Consider the following 19557-nt stretch of genomic DNA (forward strand, 5'->3'; position numbering starts at 1 on the left):
CTACTTCTCCTGCTGCTTCAGCTCGGGGCGGCCCGGCTGCTCGCCGCCGCGCTCCTTGATGTACGTCTCGGTGGGGACCATGACCTTGCGGCGGAACACGCAGACCAGCGTGCCGTCCTGCTTGTAGCCCTTGGTCTCGACGTAGACGATGCCGCGGTCGTTCTTCGACTTCGACGGCCACTTGTCGAGGACGGTCGTCTCGCCGTAGATCGTGTCGCCGTGGAAGGTCGGCGCCACGTGCTTGAGCGACTCGATCTCCAGGTTGGCGATCGCCTTGCCGGAGATGTCCGGCACGCTCATGCCGAGCAGCAGCGAGTAGATGTAGTTCCCGACGACGACGTTCTTGCCGAAGTCCGTCGTCTTCTCCGCATAGTTGGTGTCCATGTGGAGCGGGTGGTGGTTCATGGTGAGGAGACAGAACAGGTGGTCGTCGTACTCCGTGACCGTCTTGCCCGGCCAGTGCTTGTACGTCGCCCCGACCTCGAACTCCTCGTAGGTGCGTCCGAACTGCATGCGCGTCACGCCTCCGGGATCTCGAACTTGCTGGTGCGCTGCATGCCGGCGGCGCGTCCCTTGCCCGCGATGACCAGGGCCATCTTGCGGCTGGCCTCGTCGATCATCTCGTCGCCGAGCATCGCGGATCCCTTCTTGCCGCCCGCCTCGGACGTGTAGTAGTCGTACGCGTCCAGGATCAGCTCGGCGTGGTCGTAGTCCTCCTGCGACGGCGAGAAGATCTCGTTGGACGCCTCGACCTGGCCCGGGTGCAGCACCCACTTGCCGTCGAAGCCGAGGGCGGCGGCGCGCTGGGCGACCTCGCGGTAGCCGTCGATGTTGCGGATCTGCAGGTAGGGGCCGTCGATCGCCTGGAGGTTGTTGGCGCGGGCGGCCATCAGGATCTTCATCAGGATGTAGTGGTAGGCGTCCGCCGGGTAGCCGGGCGGCTGCTCGCCCACGACCAGCGACTTCATGTTGATCGACGCCATGAAGTCGGCCGGGCCGAAGATGATCGTCTCGACGCGCTGGGAGGCCTGCGCGATCTCGTTGACGTTGTTCAGGCCCTGCGCGTTCTCGATCTGCGCCTCGATGCCGATCTTGCCGACCTCGAAGCCCATGGTCTTCTCGATCTGCGTCAGGAGCAGGTCCAGCGCCACGATCTGCTGGGCGTCCTGGACCTTCGGCAGCATGATGCAGTCGAGGTTCTGGCCGGCGCCCTCGACGACCGTGACGACGTCGCGGTACGTCCACTCGGTCGTCCAGTCGTTGACGCGCACGACCCGCGTCTTGCCCGTCCAGTCGCCCTCGTTGAGGAACTTGACGATGGTGTGCCGCGCCTCGGGCTTGGCGAGCGGCGCGCACGCGTCCTCCAGGTCCAGGAAGACCTGGTCGGCGGGGAGGCCCTGGGCCTTCTCCAGGAAGCGGGGGTTGCTTCCCGGCACGGCGAGGCAGGAGCGCCGCGGGCGAAGGCGGTTGACCTGCGGGGCGGGCGTGGTCATGCGGGGACCTCCAGGGGGTCGAGCTTGTTCGCTTTCCGGATCTCGTCGACGATGCGGCCGATGATTCCGGTGATGTCGAAGTCCTTCGGGGTGAAGACGGCGGCCACTCCGGCGGCCCTGAGCTGCTCGGCGTCACCATTCGGGATGATGCCACCGGCGATCACCGGTATATCTGTGGCACCGGCCACACGGAGCCGCTCCAGCACGTCCGGCACCAGCTGCGCGTGCGAGCCGGAGAGGATGGACAGGCCGACCGCGTGCACGTCCTCGGCGAGGGCCGCGTCCACGATCTGCTCCGGGGTGAGCCGGATGCCCTGGTAGACCACCTCGAACCCGGCGTCACGGGCCCGCACGGCGATCTGCTCGGCGCCGTTGGAGTGACCGTCCAGGCCCGGCTTGCCGACCAGGAAGCGCAGCTTGCCGACGCCGAGGTCCTTCGCCGTCCGGTCCACCTTCCGGCGGACCTCGGAGAGCGCGGAACCCTCCGCGGCGGCGACGGCCACCGGCGCCGACGAGACACCGGTCGGCGCCCGGAACTCGCCGAACACCTCGCGCAGGGCCCCGGCCCACTCGCCGGTCGTTACCCCGGCGCGGGCGCACTCCAGGGTGGCCTCCATGAGGTTGTCGGTGCCCTTGGCGGCCTCCTTCAACCGCTCCAGCGCCTTGCACGGGCGCGGGTGGTTGAAGGGCGGCTGGTAGCGGGTGTCGCGCCAGTGCTGGAGCGAGGCGATGACGCGGGCCTCGACCGCCGGGTCGACCGTCTGGATGGCCGTGTCCAGATCCGCGGTCAGGGGATTGGGCTCGGTCGTCTCGAAGATGTTGACGCCGACGATCTTCTCCTGCCCGGACTCGATACGGGCGCGGCGCTCGGCGTGCGAGGAGACGAGCTGCGACTTGAGGTAGCCCGACTCGACGGCGGCCATCGCGCCGCCCATCTCCTGGATCCGCTCGATCTCCTTGAGGGACTCCTCGACGAGCTGGGAGACCTTCGCCTCGATGACCTTCGAGCCCTCGAAGATGTCCTCGTACTCCAGCAGGTCGCTCTCGTGCGCGAGGACCTGCTGGATGCGCAGCGACCACTGCTGGTCCCAGGGCCGGGGCAGACCCAGTGCCTCGTTCCAGGCCGGCAACTGCACGGCACGCGCGCGTGCATCCTTCGAGAGGGTCACGGCCAGCATCTCCAGGACGATCCGCTGGACGTTGTTCTCCGGCTGCGCCTCGGTCAGACCGAGGGAGTTGACCTGGACGCCGTACCGGAAGCGGCGCTGCTTGGGGTTCTCGATGCCGTACCGCTCGCGCGTGATCTTGTCCCAGATCCGCCCGAACGCCCGCATCTTGCACATCTCCTCGATGAAGCGGACGCCCGCGTTCACGAAGAAGGAGATACGGGCCACGACGTCCCCGAACTTCTCCTCGGGGACCTGCCCCGAGTCGCGTACGGCATCGAGCACCGCGATCGCGGTGGACATCGCGTACGCGATCTCCTGGACCGGCGTGGCGCCCGCCTCCTGCAGGTGGTAGCTGCAGATGTTGATCGGGTTCCACTTCGGGATGTGGGAGACCGTGTACGCGATCATGTCCGTCGTCAGCCGGAGTGAGGGCCCCGGCGGGAAGACATGGGTCCCCCGCGACAGGTACTCCTTGACGATGTCGTTCTGGGTCGTGCCCTGGAGCTTGGTGATGTCCGCGCCCTGCTCCTCCGCGACGACCTGGTAGAGCGCCAGCAGCCACATGGCGGTGGCGTTGATCGTCATCGAGGTGTTCATCTGCTCCAGGGGGATGTCCTGGAACAGCCGGCGCATGTCACCGAGGTGCGCGACCGGCACGCCGACCCGGCCGACCTCGCCGCGGGCGAGGATGTGGTCGGAGTCGTAGCCGGTCTGGGTCGGCAGGTCGAACGCGACCGACAGGCCCGTCTGGCCCTTGGCGAGGTTGCGCCGGTACAGCTCGTTGGACGCCTCGGCCGTGGAGTGACCGGCATAGGTCCGCATGAGCCACGGCCGGTCCTTCTCCCGCTTGCCTTCGGCAGGCTGACGCTCAGTCATTGATGACCTCGACTGCTCTCAGATGTTGCGGAAGCGGTTGATGGCGTCGATGTGCTTGGCGCGCTTCTCCTCGTCGCGCACGCCGAGGCCCTCCTCGGGGGCCAGGCAGAGCACGCCGACCTTGCCCTGGTGGAGGTTGCGGTGCACGTCGAACGCGGCCTGGCCGGTGTCCTCCAGGGAGTACACCTTCGACAGGGTCGGGTGGATCTTGCCCTTCGCGATGAGCCGGTTGGCCTCCCAGGCCTCGCGGTAGTTGGCGAAGTGCGAGCCGATGATCCGCTTCAGGGACATCCACAGGTAGCGGTTGTCGTACTGGTGCATGTAGCCCGAGGTCGAGGCGCAGGTGGTGATGGTGCCGCCCTTGCGCGTGACGTAGACACTCGCGCCGAAGGTCTCGCGGCCGGGGTGCTCGAAGACGATGTCGATGTCCTCGCCGCCGGTGAGCTCGCGGATGCGCTTGCCGAAGCGCTTCCACTCCTTCGGGTCCTGGGTGTTCTCGTCCTTCCAGAACTTGTAGCCCTCGGCGTTGCGGTCGATGATCGCCTCGGCGCCCATCGCCCGGCAGATGTCCGCCTTCTGCGGCGAGGAGACGACGCAGATCGGGTTGGCGCCACCGGCCAGCGCGAACTGCGTGGCGTACGAGCCGAGTCCGCCGCTCGCGCCCCAGATCAGCACGTTGTCGCCCTGCTTCATGCCGGCGCCGTTGCGGGAGACCAGCTGGCGGTACGCGGTGGAGTTGACCAGGCCCGGAGCGGCGGCCTCCTCCCAGCTGAGGTGGTCCGGCTTGGGCATCAGCTGGTTGGACTTGACCAGCGCGATCTCGGCGAGGCCGCCGAAGTTGGTCTCGAAGCCCCAGATGCGCTGCTCGGGGTCGAGCATCGTGTCGTTGTGGCCGTCGCTGGACTCCAGCTCGACGGACAGACAGTGCGCGACGACCTCGTCACCGGGCTTCCAGGAGTTCACGCCCGGGCCGGTGCGCAGGACGACGCCCGCGAGGTCGGAGCCGATGATGTGGTAGGGCAGGTCGTGGCGCTTGGCCAGCTCGCTGGTGCGGCCGTAGCGCTCCAGGAACCCGAATGTGGACAGCGGCTCGAAGATCGAGGTCCACACCGAGTTGTAGTTGACCGAGGAGGCCATGACGGCCACCAGGGCCTCACCCGGGCCGAGTTCGGGGAGCGGAACCTCGTCCAGGTGGATCGACTTGCGCGGGTCCTTGTCGCGGGTCTCGAGGCCCGCGAACATCTCCGTCTCGTCCTTGTGCACGGTGATCGCGCGGTACGACTCGGGGAGCGGAAGAGCGGCGAAGTCGGCCGGCGTGGAGTCGGGCGACTGGATCGCGTCCAGGATGTCCTTCACGGTCACGGTGTTGCCTCCGGCGATGCGCACCCTGAGGGAGGGGTGCTGAGGGTTACGTCGGTGCTGCTGAGGGTTTGGGGTTGGTTGCCGTCGGTTCGGCAGGGGTGGTGCTGTTCGGCAGCGCTTTGTGGCGCGGGAGGTTGCCTGTGACGCAGGCGCCGGGCGCGCAGGCCCCGGGAAGGGCTTGCGGGGACAGCCGGCGTACGAAAGGTCTCTGCACGCCGGCCGCCCGGACACTTTCAACGTATGGCACGGCGTGTCACCTGGCAAGGCACTGGGTGCCAGAACTTGGCCTCAGATGAAATCTTTACGTAACAAATGAGCGATGATCGATCAAAGCTACTCGTGAGTACGCACGATTCGGGCGCTAACGGGCATCGGCCGTCCGGGCAGCGCGTGGCATGCCGGCCGAGTGGCTGAGGCGAGGCGCGGAAGGCGGTGTCGGCGTAGCGGGGCAAGGACGTGCGGGTCGCCGGACGATGGAGTTCGACCGGGACCCGGACCGGTTCCGGCAGGGGCCTGTCTGCCGGACAGGCCTAGGCGCCCAGGCCCAGCAAGGCCACCTGCAGAGGGAGTGTCGGCTCCTCGGGGAGGGCGGGAGGCTCCTCCCCGCGGCCCGTGTGTGTCGGCGGGACGGTGCGCAGGCCCTGTATGCCGTCGGCGGCCCACTTCGCGTCCGTCGGGGGAAGCGACAGGGTCATGCGCCGCCCGTCGGCCAGTGTGGCTTCGAGCTTGGTGGGGTCGTTCGTCTGCATGGCAACCCGCTTCCGTCACGCACGGTGAAGATCCGGCTTCGTCATGGATGACGGACGGGTCCGCGAAATGGTTCCCCGGCGGGATCCGCCCCGAGATCCGTCGGCAGACCCCTCGGCAGGCTCGTCGGCAGCGCCTACGCCCGCTCCTTCAGCGCCTGCTCGATGGTCCGCATCACCTCGTCCAGGGGCGCGTCGGTCCGGGCCACCGCCACCAGCACCTCCCCCTCCGAGGCGACGGAGGCCGGTGCCGTGCGCGGCGCGGCCTCCCGGCCCACCCCGATCCCCGCACCGAAGGTCCTTCGTACGATCGCGAAGGCGTGGTCGAGCTGTGCCTCCACGTCGCCCTGGCCACCGGCCCGTAGCCAGCGCCGCAGGACGTGGTTGTGCGCGGTGACCACCGCTGACGCGGCGACCTCCGCCAGCAGCGGGTCGTCGTTGGCGTCGTCGTCGTGCGCGTGCTCGTCGAAGTGGCCGAGGAGGTAGCGGGTGAAGAGGCGCTCGTAGCGGGCCACCGACGCGATCTCCGCCTCACGCAGGGTGGGCACCTCGCGCGTGAGCTTGTAACGGGCGACCGAGATCTCCGGCCGGGCCGCGTACATCCGCATGACTTCCTTGATGCCGCGGCACACCGTGTCGAGCGGGTGCTCGTGGGCCGGCGCGGCGTTCAGCACCGCCTCGGCGCGGATCAGGGTGTCGTCGTGGTCCGGGAAGATCGCCTCTTCCTTGGAGCGGAAGTGGCGGAAGAACGTGCGGCGGGCGACCCCGGCCGCGGCCGCGATCTCGTCGACGGTGGTCGCCTCGTACCCCTTGGTCGCGAACAGCTCCATCGCCGCGGCCGCCAGTTCGCGGCGCATCTTGAGCCGCTGGGCCGCCGCGCGACTGCCTGCGGCACTTTCCGGCGCGTCGGGCGTAGCTGGTGTACGTGAGGACTTGGCGGGCTGGGACATGACCCGAACGTACTGCATGTGCGCAGCTTGATGCGCATGTACGGGGTTTCCCCCGCCCTCGGCGGGCGGGGGAGTGCCGGTCCGGGAGGGCGGGGGAGAGCTGCCGGGGTCCAGCAGCCCGCCCCAGTCCTCGCCGCCTCTGAACCAGTCGCCGACGCCTTCAGCGGCGGGCATATTCGCGGAAGCCGCGGCCCGTCTTGCGGCCGAGGCAGCCCGCGGCCACCAGGTGCTCCAAGAGCGGCGCCGGAGCGAGGCCCGGGTCGCGGAACTCGCGGTGCAGGACCTTCTCGATCGCGAGGGAGACATCGAGCCCGACGACGTCCAGCAGCTCGAACGGACCCATCGGGTAGCCGCCGCCCAGCTTCATCGCCGCGTCGATGTCGTCGAGAGAGGCGTAGTGCTCCTGCACCATCTTGATCGCGTTGTTCAGGTACGGGAACAGCAGTGCGTTGACGATGAAGCCCGCACGGTCACCGCAGTCGACGGCGTGCTTCTTGATCTTGGCGCAGACCTCGCGGACCGTCGAGTGGACGTCGTCGGCCGTCAGCACCGTACGGACGACCTCGACCAGCTTCATCGCCGGCGCCGGGTTGAAGAAGTGCATGCCGATCACGTCCTGCGGACGCGAGGTGGCGCGGGCACAGGCGACGACGGGCAGCGACGAGGTGGTGGTGGCCAGCACCGCGCCCGGCTTGCAGACCTTGTCCAGCGTCGCGAAGAGCTGCCGCTTGATCTCCAGGTCCTCGGCGACGGCCTCGACGGCCAGATCGACGTCGGCGAAGGCGTCGTAGGAACCCGCCGGAGTGATCCGGTCCAGGGTCTGCGCGGCGGCCTCGGCGGTCATCCGTCCCTTGTCGACAGAGCGAGAAAGAGACTTGCCGATACGGGCCTTCGCGGTCTGCGCCTTCTCCTCGCTGCGGGCGGCGAGCACGACGTCGTACCCGGCCTTGGCGAAGACCTCGGCGATCCCGGACGCCATGGTGCCGGAGCCCGCGACACCGACGGAGCGGACCGTACGGCCGGGCGTCAGGGCGGCGCCCTCCAGCGGCGTCAGCGCGTCCCGCACGACGGTGGCGCTGCCCGGTGCCTCGTAGGTGTAGAAGCCACGGCCCGACTTACGGCCCGTCAGGCCGGCCTCGCTGAGCTGCTTGAGGATGGGGGCCGGGGCGTGCAGCCGGTCGCGGGACTCGGCGTACATGGCCTCCAGGACCGTACGGGCCGTGTCGACGCCGATCAGGTCTAGCAGGGCCAGCGGGCCCATGGGAAGTCCGCAGCCCAGCCGCATCGCGGCGTCGATGTCCTCGCGGGAGGCGTACTTCGCCTCGTACATCGCGGCCGCCTGGTTGAGGTAGCCGAAAAGCAGTCCGTCGGCGACGAAACCGGGCCGGTCGCCGACCGCGACGGGCTCCTTGCCCAGCTCGACGGCCAGGTCGGTGACCGCGGCGACGGCGGCGGGGGCGGTCAGCACCGAGGAGACGACCTCGACGAGCCGCATCGCCGGCGCCGGGTTGAAGAAGTGCAGGCCGAGCACGCGCTCGGGGCGGGCCGAGTCGGCGGCCAGGCGCGTGACCGACAGGGCGTTGGTGCCGGTGGCCAGGATCGTCTCGGGGCGCACGATCCCGTCCAGCTCGCGGAAGATCTGCTGCTTGATCTCGTACGACTCCGGAGCCACCTCGATGACCAGGTCCGCGTCGGCCGCGGCCCTGAGGTCGGTGAAGGTGCGGACGCGGGCGAGGGCGTCCGCGCGGTCCTCCTCGGTCAGCTTGCCGCGCTCCACGGCGCGGGCGGTCGAGGCCTCCAGGGCGGCGACGGACCTGGCGGCCGCGGCCTCGCTGATGTCGATGCCGATGACCTCGCGGCCGGCCTTGGCCAGGACCTCGGTGATACCGGTGCCCATGGTGCCGAGGCCGACGACGGCAACGGTCTTGAGCGGGGACAGAGGGGTGTCGGACAGGGGAGTGGCCATCGCGGGACTCCAGGAATGAGGGTGACGACTGGAAGCGCGCCCGGGTGCGCCGAAGGGGGCCCGACCGGAGTCGAAGCCGAACCATGAGCGCACCGGGTGCGGTGGAAATGCGGGTGTTGCCGGGCTGCGAGCGCACACGCCCGGTGCCGTCGCTGCGGACGTGCACACGTCCGAGGAGCGGTGATGACCGACCGGCCCTGTCCCGTGGCCGAGTCGTACTGCGGTACTCGATGTACCGAACCGACTGCTTCTCGCGGCAACTGCGTCACCAGGCCGCCGCAAGGAGTTCGCGAGTGGGTAACTCGCTCGTATGAGCTTAACCAGTGGGTAACGAGCACGCCAGTCCCCGAGTTTGTGATGTAGGTCCCGATCGCCGACGGACCCCTCTACGCTCGCCCTCATGGACGAAGAGTTGCGATCACTCACGGAGCGCTTACGGCAGGAGTCCGGGGCGTCGGCCGCGTACGACCGCCTCGCCGCGACCGAGGACCCCGACGAACTGGCGGGCGTGCTCACCGCGCCGGGACAGCCGCTGTGGGCCAGGGAACTGGCCGCGTTCCGCCTGGGCCTCGCCGGGGACCGCCGGGCCTTCGAGTCCCTCGTCCTGCTCCTGAACCACCGCGACCCGCAGCGCTGTGCCTCCGCCGCCCACGCCCTCGCCCGCCTCGGCGACCCGCGCACGGCCCGCGCGGCCGCCGCCCTGGCCACCAACGAACTGCGCGTCGCCTACGCCCTGCACCCGGTCCGGCTCCTGGTCGAGCTGCGCGCCCCCGAGGCCGTCCCCGCCCTGATCACCACCCTGGAACGGAGGCTGACCCCGCACGACCCCTACCGCCGCGTGGCCCTCGCCTGCGTAGAGGGCCTGGGCACCCTCGGCGACACCCGAGCCAGACGAGTCCTCAACGAGGCCCTCGCCCACCCGTCCCTCGCGGAGGCGGCGGCCCGGGCGCTGGCGCGGATCCCGAGGCAGCGGTGACCGTCAGTCGGACCGACAGGTCCCGTGCGTACCGCACCTCGGGTACCACGAGGCCGTCCACCTCGGACGGTTCCTCGGCACCGCGGACACCGCTCGCCTGAGCCGGCCTCCGATCAGTCCGGCACCACCGCGAACGCCTCGACCTCCATCAGGAACTCCGGCCGCACCAGCCCCGCGACCTGCACCGCCGACGCGGCCGGCAGGCGGTCGTCGGGTATGTGGGCGGCGCGGGCCGTGCGGAGGGCGGGCATGTGGGTCATGTCCGTGACGAAGTAGGTGAGTTTGACGACGTCGTCGAAGGTCGCCCCGGCCGCGGCGAGACAGCGTCTCAGGTTCTCGAAGACCTGGCGGGCCTGGGCCGCTTCGTCGCCCTCGCCGACGAGCTTGCCGTCCTCGTCCAGGGCGAGCTGGCCGGAGACGGCGACGAAGCGGCCCGTGCCGAGCACGACGTGCGTGTACTGGGTGGCGGGGGCGACACCGTCGGGGGCGGGGATCCTGGTCAGCTCACTCATGCGTCCATGGTGGACCATGGGTCCGACAACGCCCCCGACGGGCCGTCAGGCGGGCAGCCGCGGGCAGGCGCTCAACGGCGGAAACCCAGCAGCCTGTGCAGTTCCGCGCCCCGCGACGCCGTCGACGCGACCTTGGCGTTCAGCGGCTTCGGATCCGGCTGCGCCGCGCACACCGCGTCGACCTCACCCGTGCCGCGCGGCACCGTGCCGTCGGTCAGATAGGCCGTGAGGTGCTTGTCCAGGCAGGTGTTCCCGCCCAGTGTGATGCCGTGGTTGCCGCCGCCTTGCTCGACCACCAGGCTTGAGCGGGCCACCTGCCGGTGCACGGTGACGGCGCCCTGGTACGGGGTGGCGGCGTCGTCGGTCGCCTGGAACAGCAGCATCGGTGGCAGCTTGCTGTTGACGACGTCCACGGAGTCGAGCGAGGACGTCGGCCAGAACGCGCAGGGCGCGTTGTACCAGGCGTTGTTCCAGGTCATGAACGGTGCCTTCGCATAGACGGCCCAGTTGTCCGCCCGCCACTGACGCCAGTCGCGCGGCCAGGCGGCGTCACGGCACTGCACCGTGGCGTAGACGCTGTAGCCGTTGTCCGCGGACGTGTCGGCGGCGCCGAAGTCCTCGTACGCCTCGACCAGCGGATCGGCGTTCTTGTCGGTCACGAACGCCGCGAACGCCTCGGCGAGCTGGGGCCAGTAGCCGTTGTAGTAGCCGCCGGGCAGGAAGGTGTCCTCCAACTCGGAGGCGCCCACCTTCCCGTCGGCCGGCTTCTTGGCCAGGGCCGCCCGCATCGCGTACCACTTGGCCTCGACCCTCGCCGGGTCGGTGCCGAGCTTGTACGTCATGTCGTGCTTGGCCACCCATGCCATGAAGGCCCGGTGGCGGTCGTTGAAGGCGACGTCCTGCGCGAGGTTGTCCTCCTCCCAGACGCCGGTCGGGTCGACGACCGAGTCCAGGACCGCCCGCCGCACGCGCTCCGGGAAGAGCTTGGCGTAGACCGCGCCGAGATAGGTGCCGTACGAGTAGCCGAAGTAATTGATCTTCTTCGCGCCCAGGGCGGCGCGGATCCGGTCCATGTCGCGCACGGCGCTGATCGTGTTGATGTACGGCAACACGCGCGCGTACTTGTCGGCGCAGGCCCGCGCGAAGGACTGGACGCGCTGGAGGTTGGCCTTCTCGATGCGCGGTGTGCTGGGCACGGAGTCCGGGCGCACCGGGGCGAAGTAGCCGGGCTTGCAGTCCAGGGCGGGCGTGCTCCTGCCGACACCGCGCGGGTCGAATCCGATGACGTCGTACTGGGCCGCCACCGCTCTGGGCAGCGCGGAGGCGACGAATCCGGCGAGCGTGAGCCCGCTGCCGCCGGGGCCACCTGGGTTGACCAGCAGCGGGCCCTGGTACTTCTTCGCGGTGTGCGGGACGCGGGACAGCGCGAGCGTGATCTGCCGTCCGTTCGGGTGGGCGTGGTCGAGCGGCACCTTGAGGGACGCGCACTGGAGCGTCGGGTACTTCTCGGTGCCGCACTTCTTCCAGGTGAGGGGTGCGGCATGAGCGGCGTCCGCGGTGTGCGTGGCGCTCGCCTCGACGGGGACGGCGGTCATGGTCCCGGCCGCGACGACGGCGGCGCCGCACAGCACGGCTGCGCGTTTTCTCATCGGGTCCTCCCAGGACGGAGGGATGCGGACCGCGAGGGTCACGGCCCTGGCCGCATCGTCCCGGGATGGGGGCCTGGAAGAACTCGTTCTGGCAATACTTGACCCGATTGGGTCGGAGGATGCGCTCTAATGCTCGTCAAATGAGCGAGAGTTGGGTCGGTTCGGTCATCGCCGATTCGGTCGGCTCGGGCTCGCGGATCCGTCGGGGCATGCCCGCGCGCGTGGGACCGATGCCGTACTCCTGCGCCAGGTCGTGGACCTGACGGGTGATCCGGCGCTGGTACCACTTCGGCGCGTAGGCGCCGTCCGCGTACAGCCGCTCGTAACGGCGCACCAGATGCGGGTGATGGCTGCCCAGCCAGGCCATGAACCACTCGCGGGCCCCGGGCCGCAGATGCAGTACCAGCGGTGTCACGGAGGTGGCCCCGGACGCGGCGATCGCCCGCACCGTGTCCCGCAGTTGGGCAGGGTCGTCGCTCAGGAACGGAATCACCGGCGCCATCAGCACACCGCACCCGAGCCCGTGCTCGGTCAGGGTGCGTACGACATCCAGGCGCCGCTCGGGCGCGGGCGTGCCCGGCTCCACGGTGCGCCACAGCTCGCGGTCGGTGAAGCCGACCGAGACGGAGATGCCGACGTCCGTCACCTCGGACGACTGCTTCAGCAGGTCGAGGTCGCGCAGGATCAGCGTGCCCTTGGTCAGGATCGAGTAGGGGTTGGCGTTGTCCCGCAGCGCGGCGAGGATGCCCGGCATCAGGCGGTAGCGGCCCTCCGCGCGCTGGTAGCAGTCGACGTTCGTGCCCATCGCTATGTGCTCGCCCTGCCAGCGGCGCGAGGAGAGCTGGCGGCGCAGGAGCTCCGGCGCGTTCACCTTCACCACGATCTGGGAGTCGAAGCCGAGGCCCGTGTCGAGGTCCAGATAGCTGTGGGTCTTGCGGGCGAAGCAGTACACGCACGCGTGCGTGCAGCCCCGATAGGGGTTGACCGTCCACTCGAAGGGCATGCGCGAGGCGCCCGGCACCCGGTTGATGATCGAGCGGGCCCGGATCTCGTGGAATGTGATCCCGGCGAACTCGGGCGTGTCGAAGGTGCGGGTGACCACGGCGTCCGCGCCGAACAGCGCGGCGTCGGCCCGGCTGTGGTCGGACTCCAGGGTGAGGTTCTCCCAGCGCATGAGGCCTCCTCGGTAGCACTGCCCCAAGAATAGAACACATGTTCCCTTGATCGTGCGACCTCTTTCCCGGCTCCGTTTTCGATCACTGTGCGACCGCTTCGGAAGCTGATCGGGACCCCGATTTGGGTGGTCCGGGAGCGGGGTGGTTGGCTTGCTCCCACCCCCGAGAAACCAGTCCTGGAGGAAGTCAATGGCGCAGGTCGAGGCCACTACGGAGCGGGTCGTCGCGGCGGACGCGGAGAAGGTGTTCGACGCCCTCGCCGATTACAGCGGCACCAGGCGGAAGCTGCTGCCCGAGCACTTCAGCGAGTACGAGGTGCGCGAGGGCGGCGACGGCGAGGGCACCCTCGTCCACTGGAAGCTCCAGGCCACCAGCAAGCGGGTCCGTGACTGCCTCCTGGAGGTCAGCGAGCCCACCGACGGCGAGCTCGTCGAGAAGGACCGCAACTCCTCCATGGTCACCACCTGGCGGGTCACCCCGGCCGGCGAGGGCAAGTCCCGGGTCGTCGTCACCACCACCTGGCAGGGCGCCGGCGGCATCGGCGGCTTCTTCGAGCGGACCTTCGCGCCCAAGGGCCTCGGCCGGATCTACGACGCGGTCCTCGCCAAGCTCGCCGCCGAGGTCGAGAAGTAGAGCCGGGCTCACTTCAATGAGCTGATCCCCGGCGGGCGTTGGCCCCTCACCGGATCGAGTGGATCTCTTCGTCGCCCGACGGTATGCCGTAACTCGTCGCGCTTGCTCGTAGTTGTCGCTTACGCGGGAATTGTGTGGCAGCGCGACGAGGGGAGCGGTACGTGGGCGGGATCACTCTGGTACAGGACGAACCGGCCGCGGCGCCCCCGGACGTCCCCGCTCCCGCTCCCCCGCAGGCGACCGAACTCAGCCCGCGCCGGGTGCGGTTGGTCTTCTTCGCGCTGATGCTCGCGCTGCTGCTGGCCGCGCTGGAGCAGATGATCGTCGCCACCGCCCTGCCGAAGATCGTCGGCGAGCTGCACGGCCTGGACAGGATGTCCTGGGCGATCACCGCCTACCTACTCACCGCCACCATCGGCCTGCCGATCTACGGCAAGCTCGGTGATCTCCTCGGCCGCAAGGGCGTCTTCCAGTTCGCGATCGTCGTCTTCGTCGCCGGCTCCGCGCTCGCCGGGCGGGCCGGGACCATGGACCAGCTGATCGCCTACCGCGCGATCCAGGGCGTCGGTGCGGGCGGGCTCCTGATCGGCGTCCAGGCGATCATCGCCGACATCGTTCCGGCCCGGGAGCGCGGCCGTTTCATGGGCCTGATCGGCGCCGCGTTCGGTCTTGCCTCGGTCGCCGGGCCCCTGCTGGGCGGCTACTTCACGGACCACCTCTCCTGGAGGTGGTGCTTCTATATCAACGTCCCCTTCGGGCTCGTCACCCTGGCCGTCGTCGCCGTCGTCCTGAAACTGCCGAAGCCGCAGGTCAAGGCCCGGCTCGACATCCTCGGATCCCTGCTGCTCGCGGTCGCCTCCACCTGCCTGGTCCTGCTGACCAGCTGGGGCGGCAGCGAGTACGCCTGGGACTCCCGGGTCATCCTCGGCCTCGGTGGGGGAGCGGCCGTCGCCACGGTCCTCTTCCTCGTCGCCGAGCACTTCGCCGCCGAACCCCTCATTCCCCTCAGGCTGTTCAGGGACTCCGTCTTCAACGTCACCGGCCTGGTCGGCCTCGTGATCGGTGTCGCCCTGTTCGGCGCGGCCAGCTACCTGCCGACGTTCCTGCAGATGGTCGACGGAGCCACGGCCACCGAGTCGGGCCTGCTGATGCTGCCGATGATGGGCGGCATCGTCGGCGCCTCGATCGTCTGCGGCCAGCTCATCAGCCTCACCGGCCGCTACAAGATCTACCCGGTGCTCGGCAGCGCCCTCTCGGCCGTCGGCATGTGGCTGCTGTCCCGCCTCGAAGCCGACACGCCCCGGCTGCACTACAGCCTCTGGATGGCGGTGCTCGGCGCCGGTATCGGCATGGTGATGCCGGTCCTGATCCTCGCCGTGCAGAACTCCGTGCGCCCCACCGACCTCGGCACCGCCACCAGCGCCAACAACTACTTCCGGCAGATCGGCGGCAGCGTCGGCGCCGCGATCTTCGGCACCCTCTTCGCCGACCGGCTCTCGGACGCGCTCGCCGAACACCTGCCCACGCGCGCGGGCGGCCGGCTGCCCGACCCCGAGTCCCTCACCCCGCAGCTCGTCCACGCCCTGCCCCAGGACCTGCGCGACGGCTACATCCGGGCCTACGCCGACGCCATGCCGCGCATCTTCCTCTACCTGGTGCCGGTCCTGGTCCTCGGCCTGCTCATCGCCTTCTTCCTCAAGGAGAAACCGCTGGTGTCCCACAACGCCCCGGCCCCGGAGACGGAATCGGAGCCGGTGAACACCCAGATCCCTCCCGCCCGGTCGCCGTACACCGGCTCGGTCCCCGTCCGCGGCACGGTGCAGCACCCCGACGGCACCGTCGTACCGCGCGCGGCACTCACCCTCATCGACATCGCCGGGCAGCAGATCGGGCGCGGCGCCAGCGGTGAGGACGGGCGGTACGCGCTGGCCACGCCGGGACCGGGGGCGTATGTGCTGATCGCCGCGGCGGGCGGCCATCAGCCGCAGGCCGTCTCCGTGACCGTCGGCGAGCGCCCCCTCGAACTGGACATCGTCCTCGGCGGCGCCGGACGCCTCGCCGGGAAGGTGCTCACCCCGGACGGCACGCCCGTGGACGCCACCGTCACGCTCACCAACGTCCAGGGCGAGGTCGTGGCCACCACCCGCAGCGGCCGTGAAGGCGGCTATGTCATCACCGAGCTGGTCGCCGGGGAGTACACCCTCGCCGCGAGCTCGCCCGCCTTCCGCCCGGCCGCCGTCCCCGTCACCGTGAAGGCGGCCCGCGAGACCCGGCAGGACATCGAACTCGCCGGTGGCGCCCTGCTGCGCGGCACCGTCCGGGCGGGCGGCGGGCGACCCGTCGAGGACGCGCGCGTGACCCTCCTCGACGCGGCCGGCAACGTCCTGGACACGCTCACCACCGGCCCCGACGGAACCTTCCGGTTCGGCGACCTGTCCACCGGCGAGTACACCGTCATCGCCACGGGTTACCCGCCGGTCGCCACCGTGCTCCAGGTCGCCGGGGGAGGCCGTACGGAACGCGACCTTCAGCTGGGGCACGAGGACTGAGCCGCCGTCATATCAATTCCCGTATTGCCGCACATCACCTCCGTCAGGCGCCGTACGGTGGAGTAGGCGGCAGATCTTGCGGAGCCGTGGGGAGAGAGGGCCTGGGTCATGGACCGTGGCACCGAGAGGGACGGCGCGGTGACGGAACACGCCGTGACCGGCCGCATCCCGCTGGCCGTCGTCGTGGTCGACCGCGAGGGCCTCGTCTCCCACTGGAGCTCCGGCGCACGCCGTCTGTTCGGCGCCGCCAAGGAAGAGGCCATAGGGCGTCCGGCCGTCGATCTGCTGCCCGTCTCCGGAGCCCTGCCGGAGGACGAGGACGTCTCGCCGTACGGGGCCTACGCGGCGTACGACGGTCTCGGCCACGACCTCGAATCGTCCCTCGACGGGCGGCTGTTCTACCCGGCCGCGGGCCGCGCCCGGCTGACCGTGCCCGAGCGCGACCGGGTCGACGTGCTGTGGTGGGCCTACCCGCTGGTGGGCCCGGGACCGGAGCGGCTGCTGGTGCTCGGCGCCGACGTGGGCGCACTCCAGCAGGACGGGCACGAGGAGGACGCCCGCTTCGAGCGCGTCGCACCCGGCTTCGCCCTGCACACCGACTTTCCCGGCGCCGAGGAACTCGCCCGCAGGCTGCCCGAGATCCTGCCCAGCATGAGCGTCGAGGAGGGTTCCCGCATCGTCGGGCAGATCCTCGAACTGGGCTACCCCGTCCTGGAGTTCAGCCAGAACGACCGGGTGCCCGTCACCCCCGACTGGGGCGTGCCCCGGCGTGTCGAGCGCAGGGCGCGCCGCGAGCGGGCCGCCCGGGCCGCCGCCGAAGGCCTTCCGTTACCGCAGGAGTACACGGACGAGGGCGAGGACCTCGAGTACGCCGCCGTACGTGAACGCCTGGAGTTCCTCAACGAGGTCAGCGGCCGCATCGGCACCTCCCTCGACCTGGCGCAGACCATCATCGAGGTCAGCAAGGCCGTCGTGCCCCGCTTCACCGACGTCGCCGGCACCTATCTGCGCGAACAGGTCGTCGCCGGCGAGGGATTCCCCGACGGTGTGCCGGACACGACCACCATGTGGCACCGGGTCGCCGTCGAGCACACCGACGAACCCGGCCGCTGGGACGACGTCGTGCCGGTCGGCGAGGCCATGCCGTTCCCGGCGCACACACCGTTCTTCCAGTGCATGACCACCGGCGAGCCCGTCCTCGTGCCGCGCATCGGCGAGGAGATGGGCCATGCCATCGCCTCCCAGTTCGAGAAGCGGGACATCCGGCCGCTGATCACGGGCCGCTCCATGCTGGTCGTGCCGCTCAAGGCCCGCAATGTGGTGCTCGGCTTCATGATCCTGCTGCGCCACCCCGAGCGGCCCGTCTTCAACGACATGGACCGCGTCACCGGCGCCGAACTCGCCGCCCGCGCGGGCCTCGTCCTCGACAACGCGCGCATGTACACCTACCAGGAGAGCGTCGCCGAGACCCTCCAGGACAGCATGCTGCCGCACATCCCGCCGCGCAGGGCGGGCTGCGACATCGCCACCCGCTATCTGCCCGGCACTCTCCTCGGCAGGGTCGGCGGCGACTGGTTCGACTCCGTGAAGCTGCCCGGCGCCCGCACCGCCCTCGTCGTCGGTGACGTCATGGGCCACGGCCTCAACTCGGCCGCCATGATGGGCCAGTTGCGTACGGCCGTGCAGACCATGGCCGCCCTCGACCTGCCGCCCGCCCAGCTGCTGCGCAACCTCGACGACCTCGCCCAGCGCCTCGGCGACGCCTACCTCGCGACCTGCCTGTACGCCGTCTACGACCCCATCGCGAGCGAACTGCACATCGCCAACGCCGGCCACATCCCGCCCGTCCTCGTCCGCGCCGAGGACGGGCGCAGCGAGCTGCTCGACCTGCCCACGGGCGCGCCGATCGGCGTCGGCGGGGTGCCCTTCGAGGCGGTACGCGTGCGCGTGGAACCCGGCGACCGGATCGTGATGTGCACCGACGGACTGGTCGAGGTGCGCGGCGAGGACATCGGTGTCGGCCTCGCGACCCTGTGCGAGTCCGCCGCCCACCCGGCCGCCTCGATGGACGACGCCTGCGACACGATCATCCGCGCCCTCGCCGTGACCTTTTCCAAGGCAGGGCGCGGCGGCCGCAAGGACGACGTCGCCCTGCTGATGGCCCGCCTCAACGGCATCGAGCCCGAGGACGTCGCCGAGTGGCGGCTCTCCCTGGACCCGGCGGAGGCCGGCCGGGCCCGCGCGGTCGTCCGCGAGCAGCTGCACGACTGGGGACTGGCCAAGCTCGCGTACCCCGCCGAGCTGCTGGTCAGCGAGCTGGTCACCAATGCCGTACGGCACTCCCACGGCCGCCCCGTCGAACTGCGCCTCGTCCGCGGCGACTCGCTGCTGTGCGAGGTCGATGACGACGACCATGACCTGCCGACCCTGCTCAACGCCGGCCCCGGCGACGAGCACGGACGTGGGCTGCGCGTGGTGAGCACGCTTGCGCGCGAGTGGGGCACGAGTCGTACGAGCGCCGGAAAGACCGTCTGGTTCGAACTCACGCTCCCGCGACGCTGATCAACCGTGCCCCGAAGGGCGTGCAACGGCGTACGAGTCTCGAATGCGGAGTGAAGGAATGCGCCACGCGCTTGTAGCCGTCACCGGCCCGCGATAAACCGTACTCGCCCGTCACTTCACGACGGGTCGGCATCGCACCCTGGGGAGTCGGTCATGAGCGTGACGAGTCGGTACCGGGACGCCTGGGAGGGCTTCTGGCAGGAGGCCCCCGAGGAACAGGGGGCGGTGTTCTGGGACGCGGAGCCGGCCGTGACCGCCGGCCGCCATCTGGCCCTGTTCGACGCGCACCTCACCGATCCCGGCCTGCCGATGGTGGATCTCGGCTGCGGCAACGGCACCCAGACCCGTTTCCTCGCCGACCGCTTCCGGCGCGTGGTCGGCGCCGACCTGTCCGCCGCCGCCCTCGACCACGCCCGGCACGCCGACCCCGCCGGGCAGGCGACGTACCGGTTGTTCGACGCCGTGGAGAAGACCGAGGCCGAGACGCTGCACGCCGAACTCGGCGACGCCAACGTCTATATGCGGGGCGTCCTGCACCAGGCCGAGCCCGACGACCGGCAGCCGATGGTGGACGGCATCGCCACGCTGGTCGGCGAGCGCGGCCGGGCCTTCCTCGTCGAGCTCTCCGAGTCCGCCAAGCCCGTCCTGATCGGCCTCGCCCAGAGCCCGGCGGGCCCGCCGCCCAAGCTCGCGCCCATCTTCCGGCACGGCATCGCGCCCGGCGAGGTGGCCGACGCCGCGGTGCCCGAGTATCTGCGCGCGGCCGGCCTCACCGTCCTCGCGAGCGGCGAACTGCCGCTGGTCACCACGGAGTACGGGCCCGACGGCAGGCGCATCGAGCTGCCGTCGACGTGGGTGGTGGCCGGCCGGACGGCGTAACGCCGGTGGCCCTCCGGCGCGAGATTCGCGGGCCGGAGGGCCGATCGCCTCGTCCGTCGA

General features: G+C 70.3%; 15 protein-coding genes. 5 read left to right on the plus strand and 10 right to left on the minus strand.

The genetic code is table 11. From position 1 onward, the window contains the following. From ACQEV2_RS34625 to ACQEV2_RS34655, 7 genes are all read right to left on the minus strand, one after another. Positions 1–513: a MaoC family dehydratase gene (locus ACQEV2_RS34625; RefSeq protein WP_019757884.1), complete on the minus strand. Its 513-nt coding sequence runs from the start codon at positions 511–513 to the stop codon at positions 1–3. A gap of 5 nt (positions 514–518) precedes the next feature. Further along, positions 519–1493 (minus strand): HpcH/HpaI aldolase/citrate lyase family protein, encoded by a 975-nt coding sequence (locus tag ACQEV2_RS34630; RefSeq protein WP_433050590.1) that lies wholly within the window; start codon positions 1491–1493, stop codon positions 519–521. After that, positions 1490–3538, minus strand: a complete 2049-nt coding sequence (locus ACQEV2_RS34635; RefSeq protein ID WP_433050593.1) for a protein meaA — start codon at positions 3536–3538, stop codon at positions 1490–1492. The genes ACQEV2_RS34630 and ACQEV2_RS34635 overlap by 4 nt, the downstream gene beginning before the upstream one ends. A gap of 18 nt (positions 3539–3556) precedes the next feature. After that, the gene (ccrA, locus tag ACQEV2_RS34640) at positions 3557–4900 is read right to left on the minus strand and encodes a crotonyl-CoA carboxylase/reductase (RefSeq protein WP_433050596.1); all 1344 of its coding nucleotides are present in this window, start codon (positions 4898–4900) and stop codon (positions 3557–3559) included. A gap of 530 nt (positions 4901–5430) precedes the next feature. Next, on the minus strand, positions 5431–5649 hold the full coding sequence (locus ACQEV2_RS34645; protein ID WP_433050598.1) for a hypothetical protein: 219 nt from the start codon (positions 5647–5649) through the stop codon (positions 5431–5433). Positions 5650–5783: 134 nt separating this feature from the next. Beyond that, positions 5784–6596, minus strand: coding sequence for a TetR family transcriptional regulator (locus tag ACQEV2_RS34650; protein WP_433050601.1), 813 nt, complete (start codon positions 6594–6596; stop codon positions 5784–5786). A 160-nt stretch (positions 6597–6756) separates the two neighbouring features. Next, positions 6757–8562, minus strand: coding sequence for a 3-hydroxyacyl-CoA dehydrogenase family protein (locus tag ACQEV2_RS34655; protein WP_433050604.1), 1806 nt, complete (start codon positions 8560–8562; stop codon positions 6757–6759). A 400-nt stretch (positions 8563–8962) separates the two neighbouring features. Here ACQEV2_RS34655 and ACQEV2_RS34660 point away from each other — a divergent pair, with 400 nt between their 5' ends. After that, complete coding sequence (locus tag ACQEV2_RS34660; RefSeq protein ID WP_433050607.1) at positions 8963–9538, plus strand: adenylosuccinate lyase; 576 nt, start codon at positions 8963–8965, stop codon at positions 9536–9538. Positions 9539–9651: 113 nt separating this feature from the next. Here ACQEV2_RS34660 and ACQEV2_RS34665 read toward each other — a convergent pair whose 3' ends face one another. The 3 genes from ACQEV2_RS34665 to ACQEV2_RS34675 all read right to left on the minus strand — a co-directional run bounded on the left by ACQEV2_RS34665 (position 9652) and on the right by ACQEV2_RS34675 (position 12873). Beyond that, entirely contained in the window at positions 9652–10050 is a 399-nt protein-coding gene (locus ACQEV2_RS34665; protein WP_433050610.1) for a RidA family protein, read from the minus strand. A gap of 71 nt (positions 10051–10121) precedes the next feature. Further along, a complete protein-coding gene (locus tag ACQEV2_RS34670; RefSeq protein ID WP_433050613.1) occupies positions 10122–11699 on the minus strand; it encodes an alpha/beta hydrolase in 1578 nt (525 codons plus the stop codon). 136 nt (positions 11700–11835) lie between these two features. Further along, a complete protein-coding gene (locus ACQEV2_RS34675; protein ID WP_433050616.1) occupies positions 11836–12873 on the minus strand; it encodes an Rv2578c family radical SAM protein in 1038 nt (345 codons plus the stop codon). Between the two features lie 190 nt (positions 12874–13063). Between ACQEV2_RS34675 and ACQEV2_RS34680 the strand changes: the two genes are divergently transcribed. The 4 genes from ACQEV2_RS34680 (at position 13064) to ACQEV2_RS34695 (ending at position 19497) form a co-directional block, all read left to right on the plus strand. Beyond that, positions 13064–13507 (plus strand): SRPBCC family protein, encoded by a 444-nt coding sequence (locus tag ACQEV2_RS34680; protein WP_433050619.1) that lies wholly within the window; start codon positions 13064–13066, stop codon positions 13505–13507. Between the two features lie 161 nt (positions 13508–13668). After that, on the plus strand, positions 13669–16056 hold the full coding sequence (locus tag ACQEV2_RS34685) for an MFS transporter (RefSeq protein WP_433050622.1): 2388 nt from the start codon (positions 13669–13671) through the stop codon (positions 16054–16056). Between the two features lie 108 nt (positions 16057–16164). Then, positions 16165–18618: a SpoIIE family protein phosphatase gene (locus tag ACQEV2_RS34690; RefSeq protein WP_433050625.1), complete on the plus strand. Its 2454-nt coding sequence runs from the start codon at positions 16165–16167 to the stop codon at positions 18616–18618. 153 nt (positions 18619–18771) lie between these two features. Next, positions 18772–19497 carry a class I SAM-dependent methyltransferase gene (locus tag ACQEV2_RS34695; protein WP_433050628.1) on the plus strand — a complete coding sequence of 242 codons (726 nt, stop codon included), beginning with the start codon at positions 18772–18774 and terminating at the stop codon, positions 19495–19497. Positions 19498–19557 lie beyond the last annotated feature (60 nt).

The organism is Streptomyces sp. CA-251387 (genome assembly GCF_050936625.1).
Classification (GTDB): domain Bacteria; phylum Actinomycetota; class Actinomycetes; order Streptomycetales; family Streptomycetaceae; genus Streptomyces.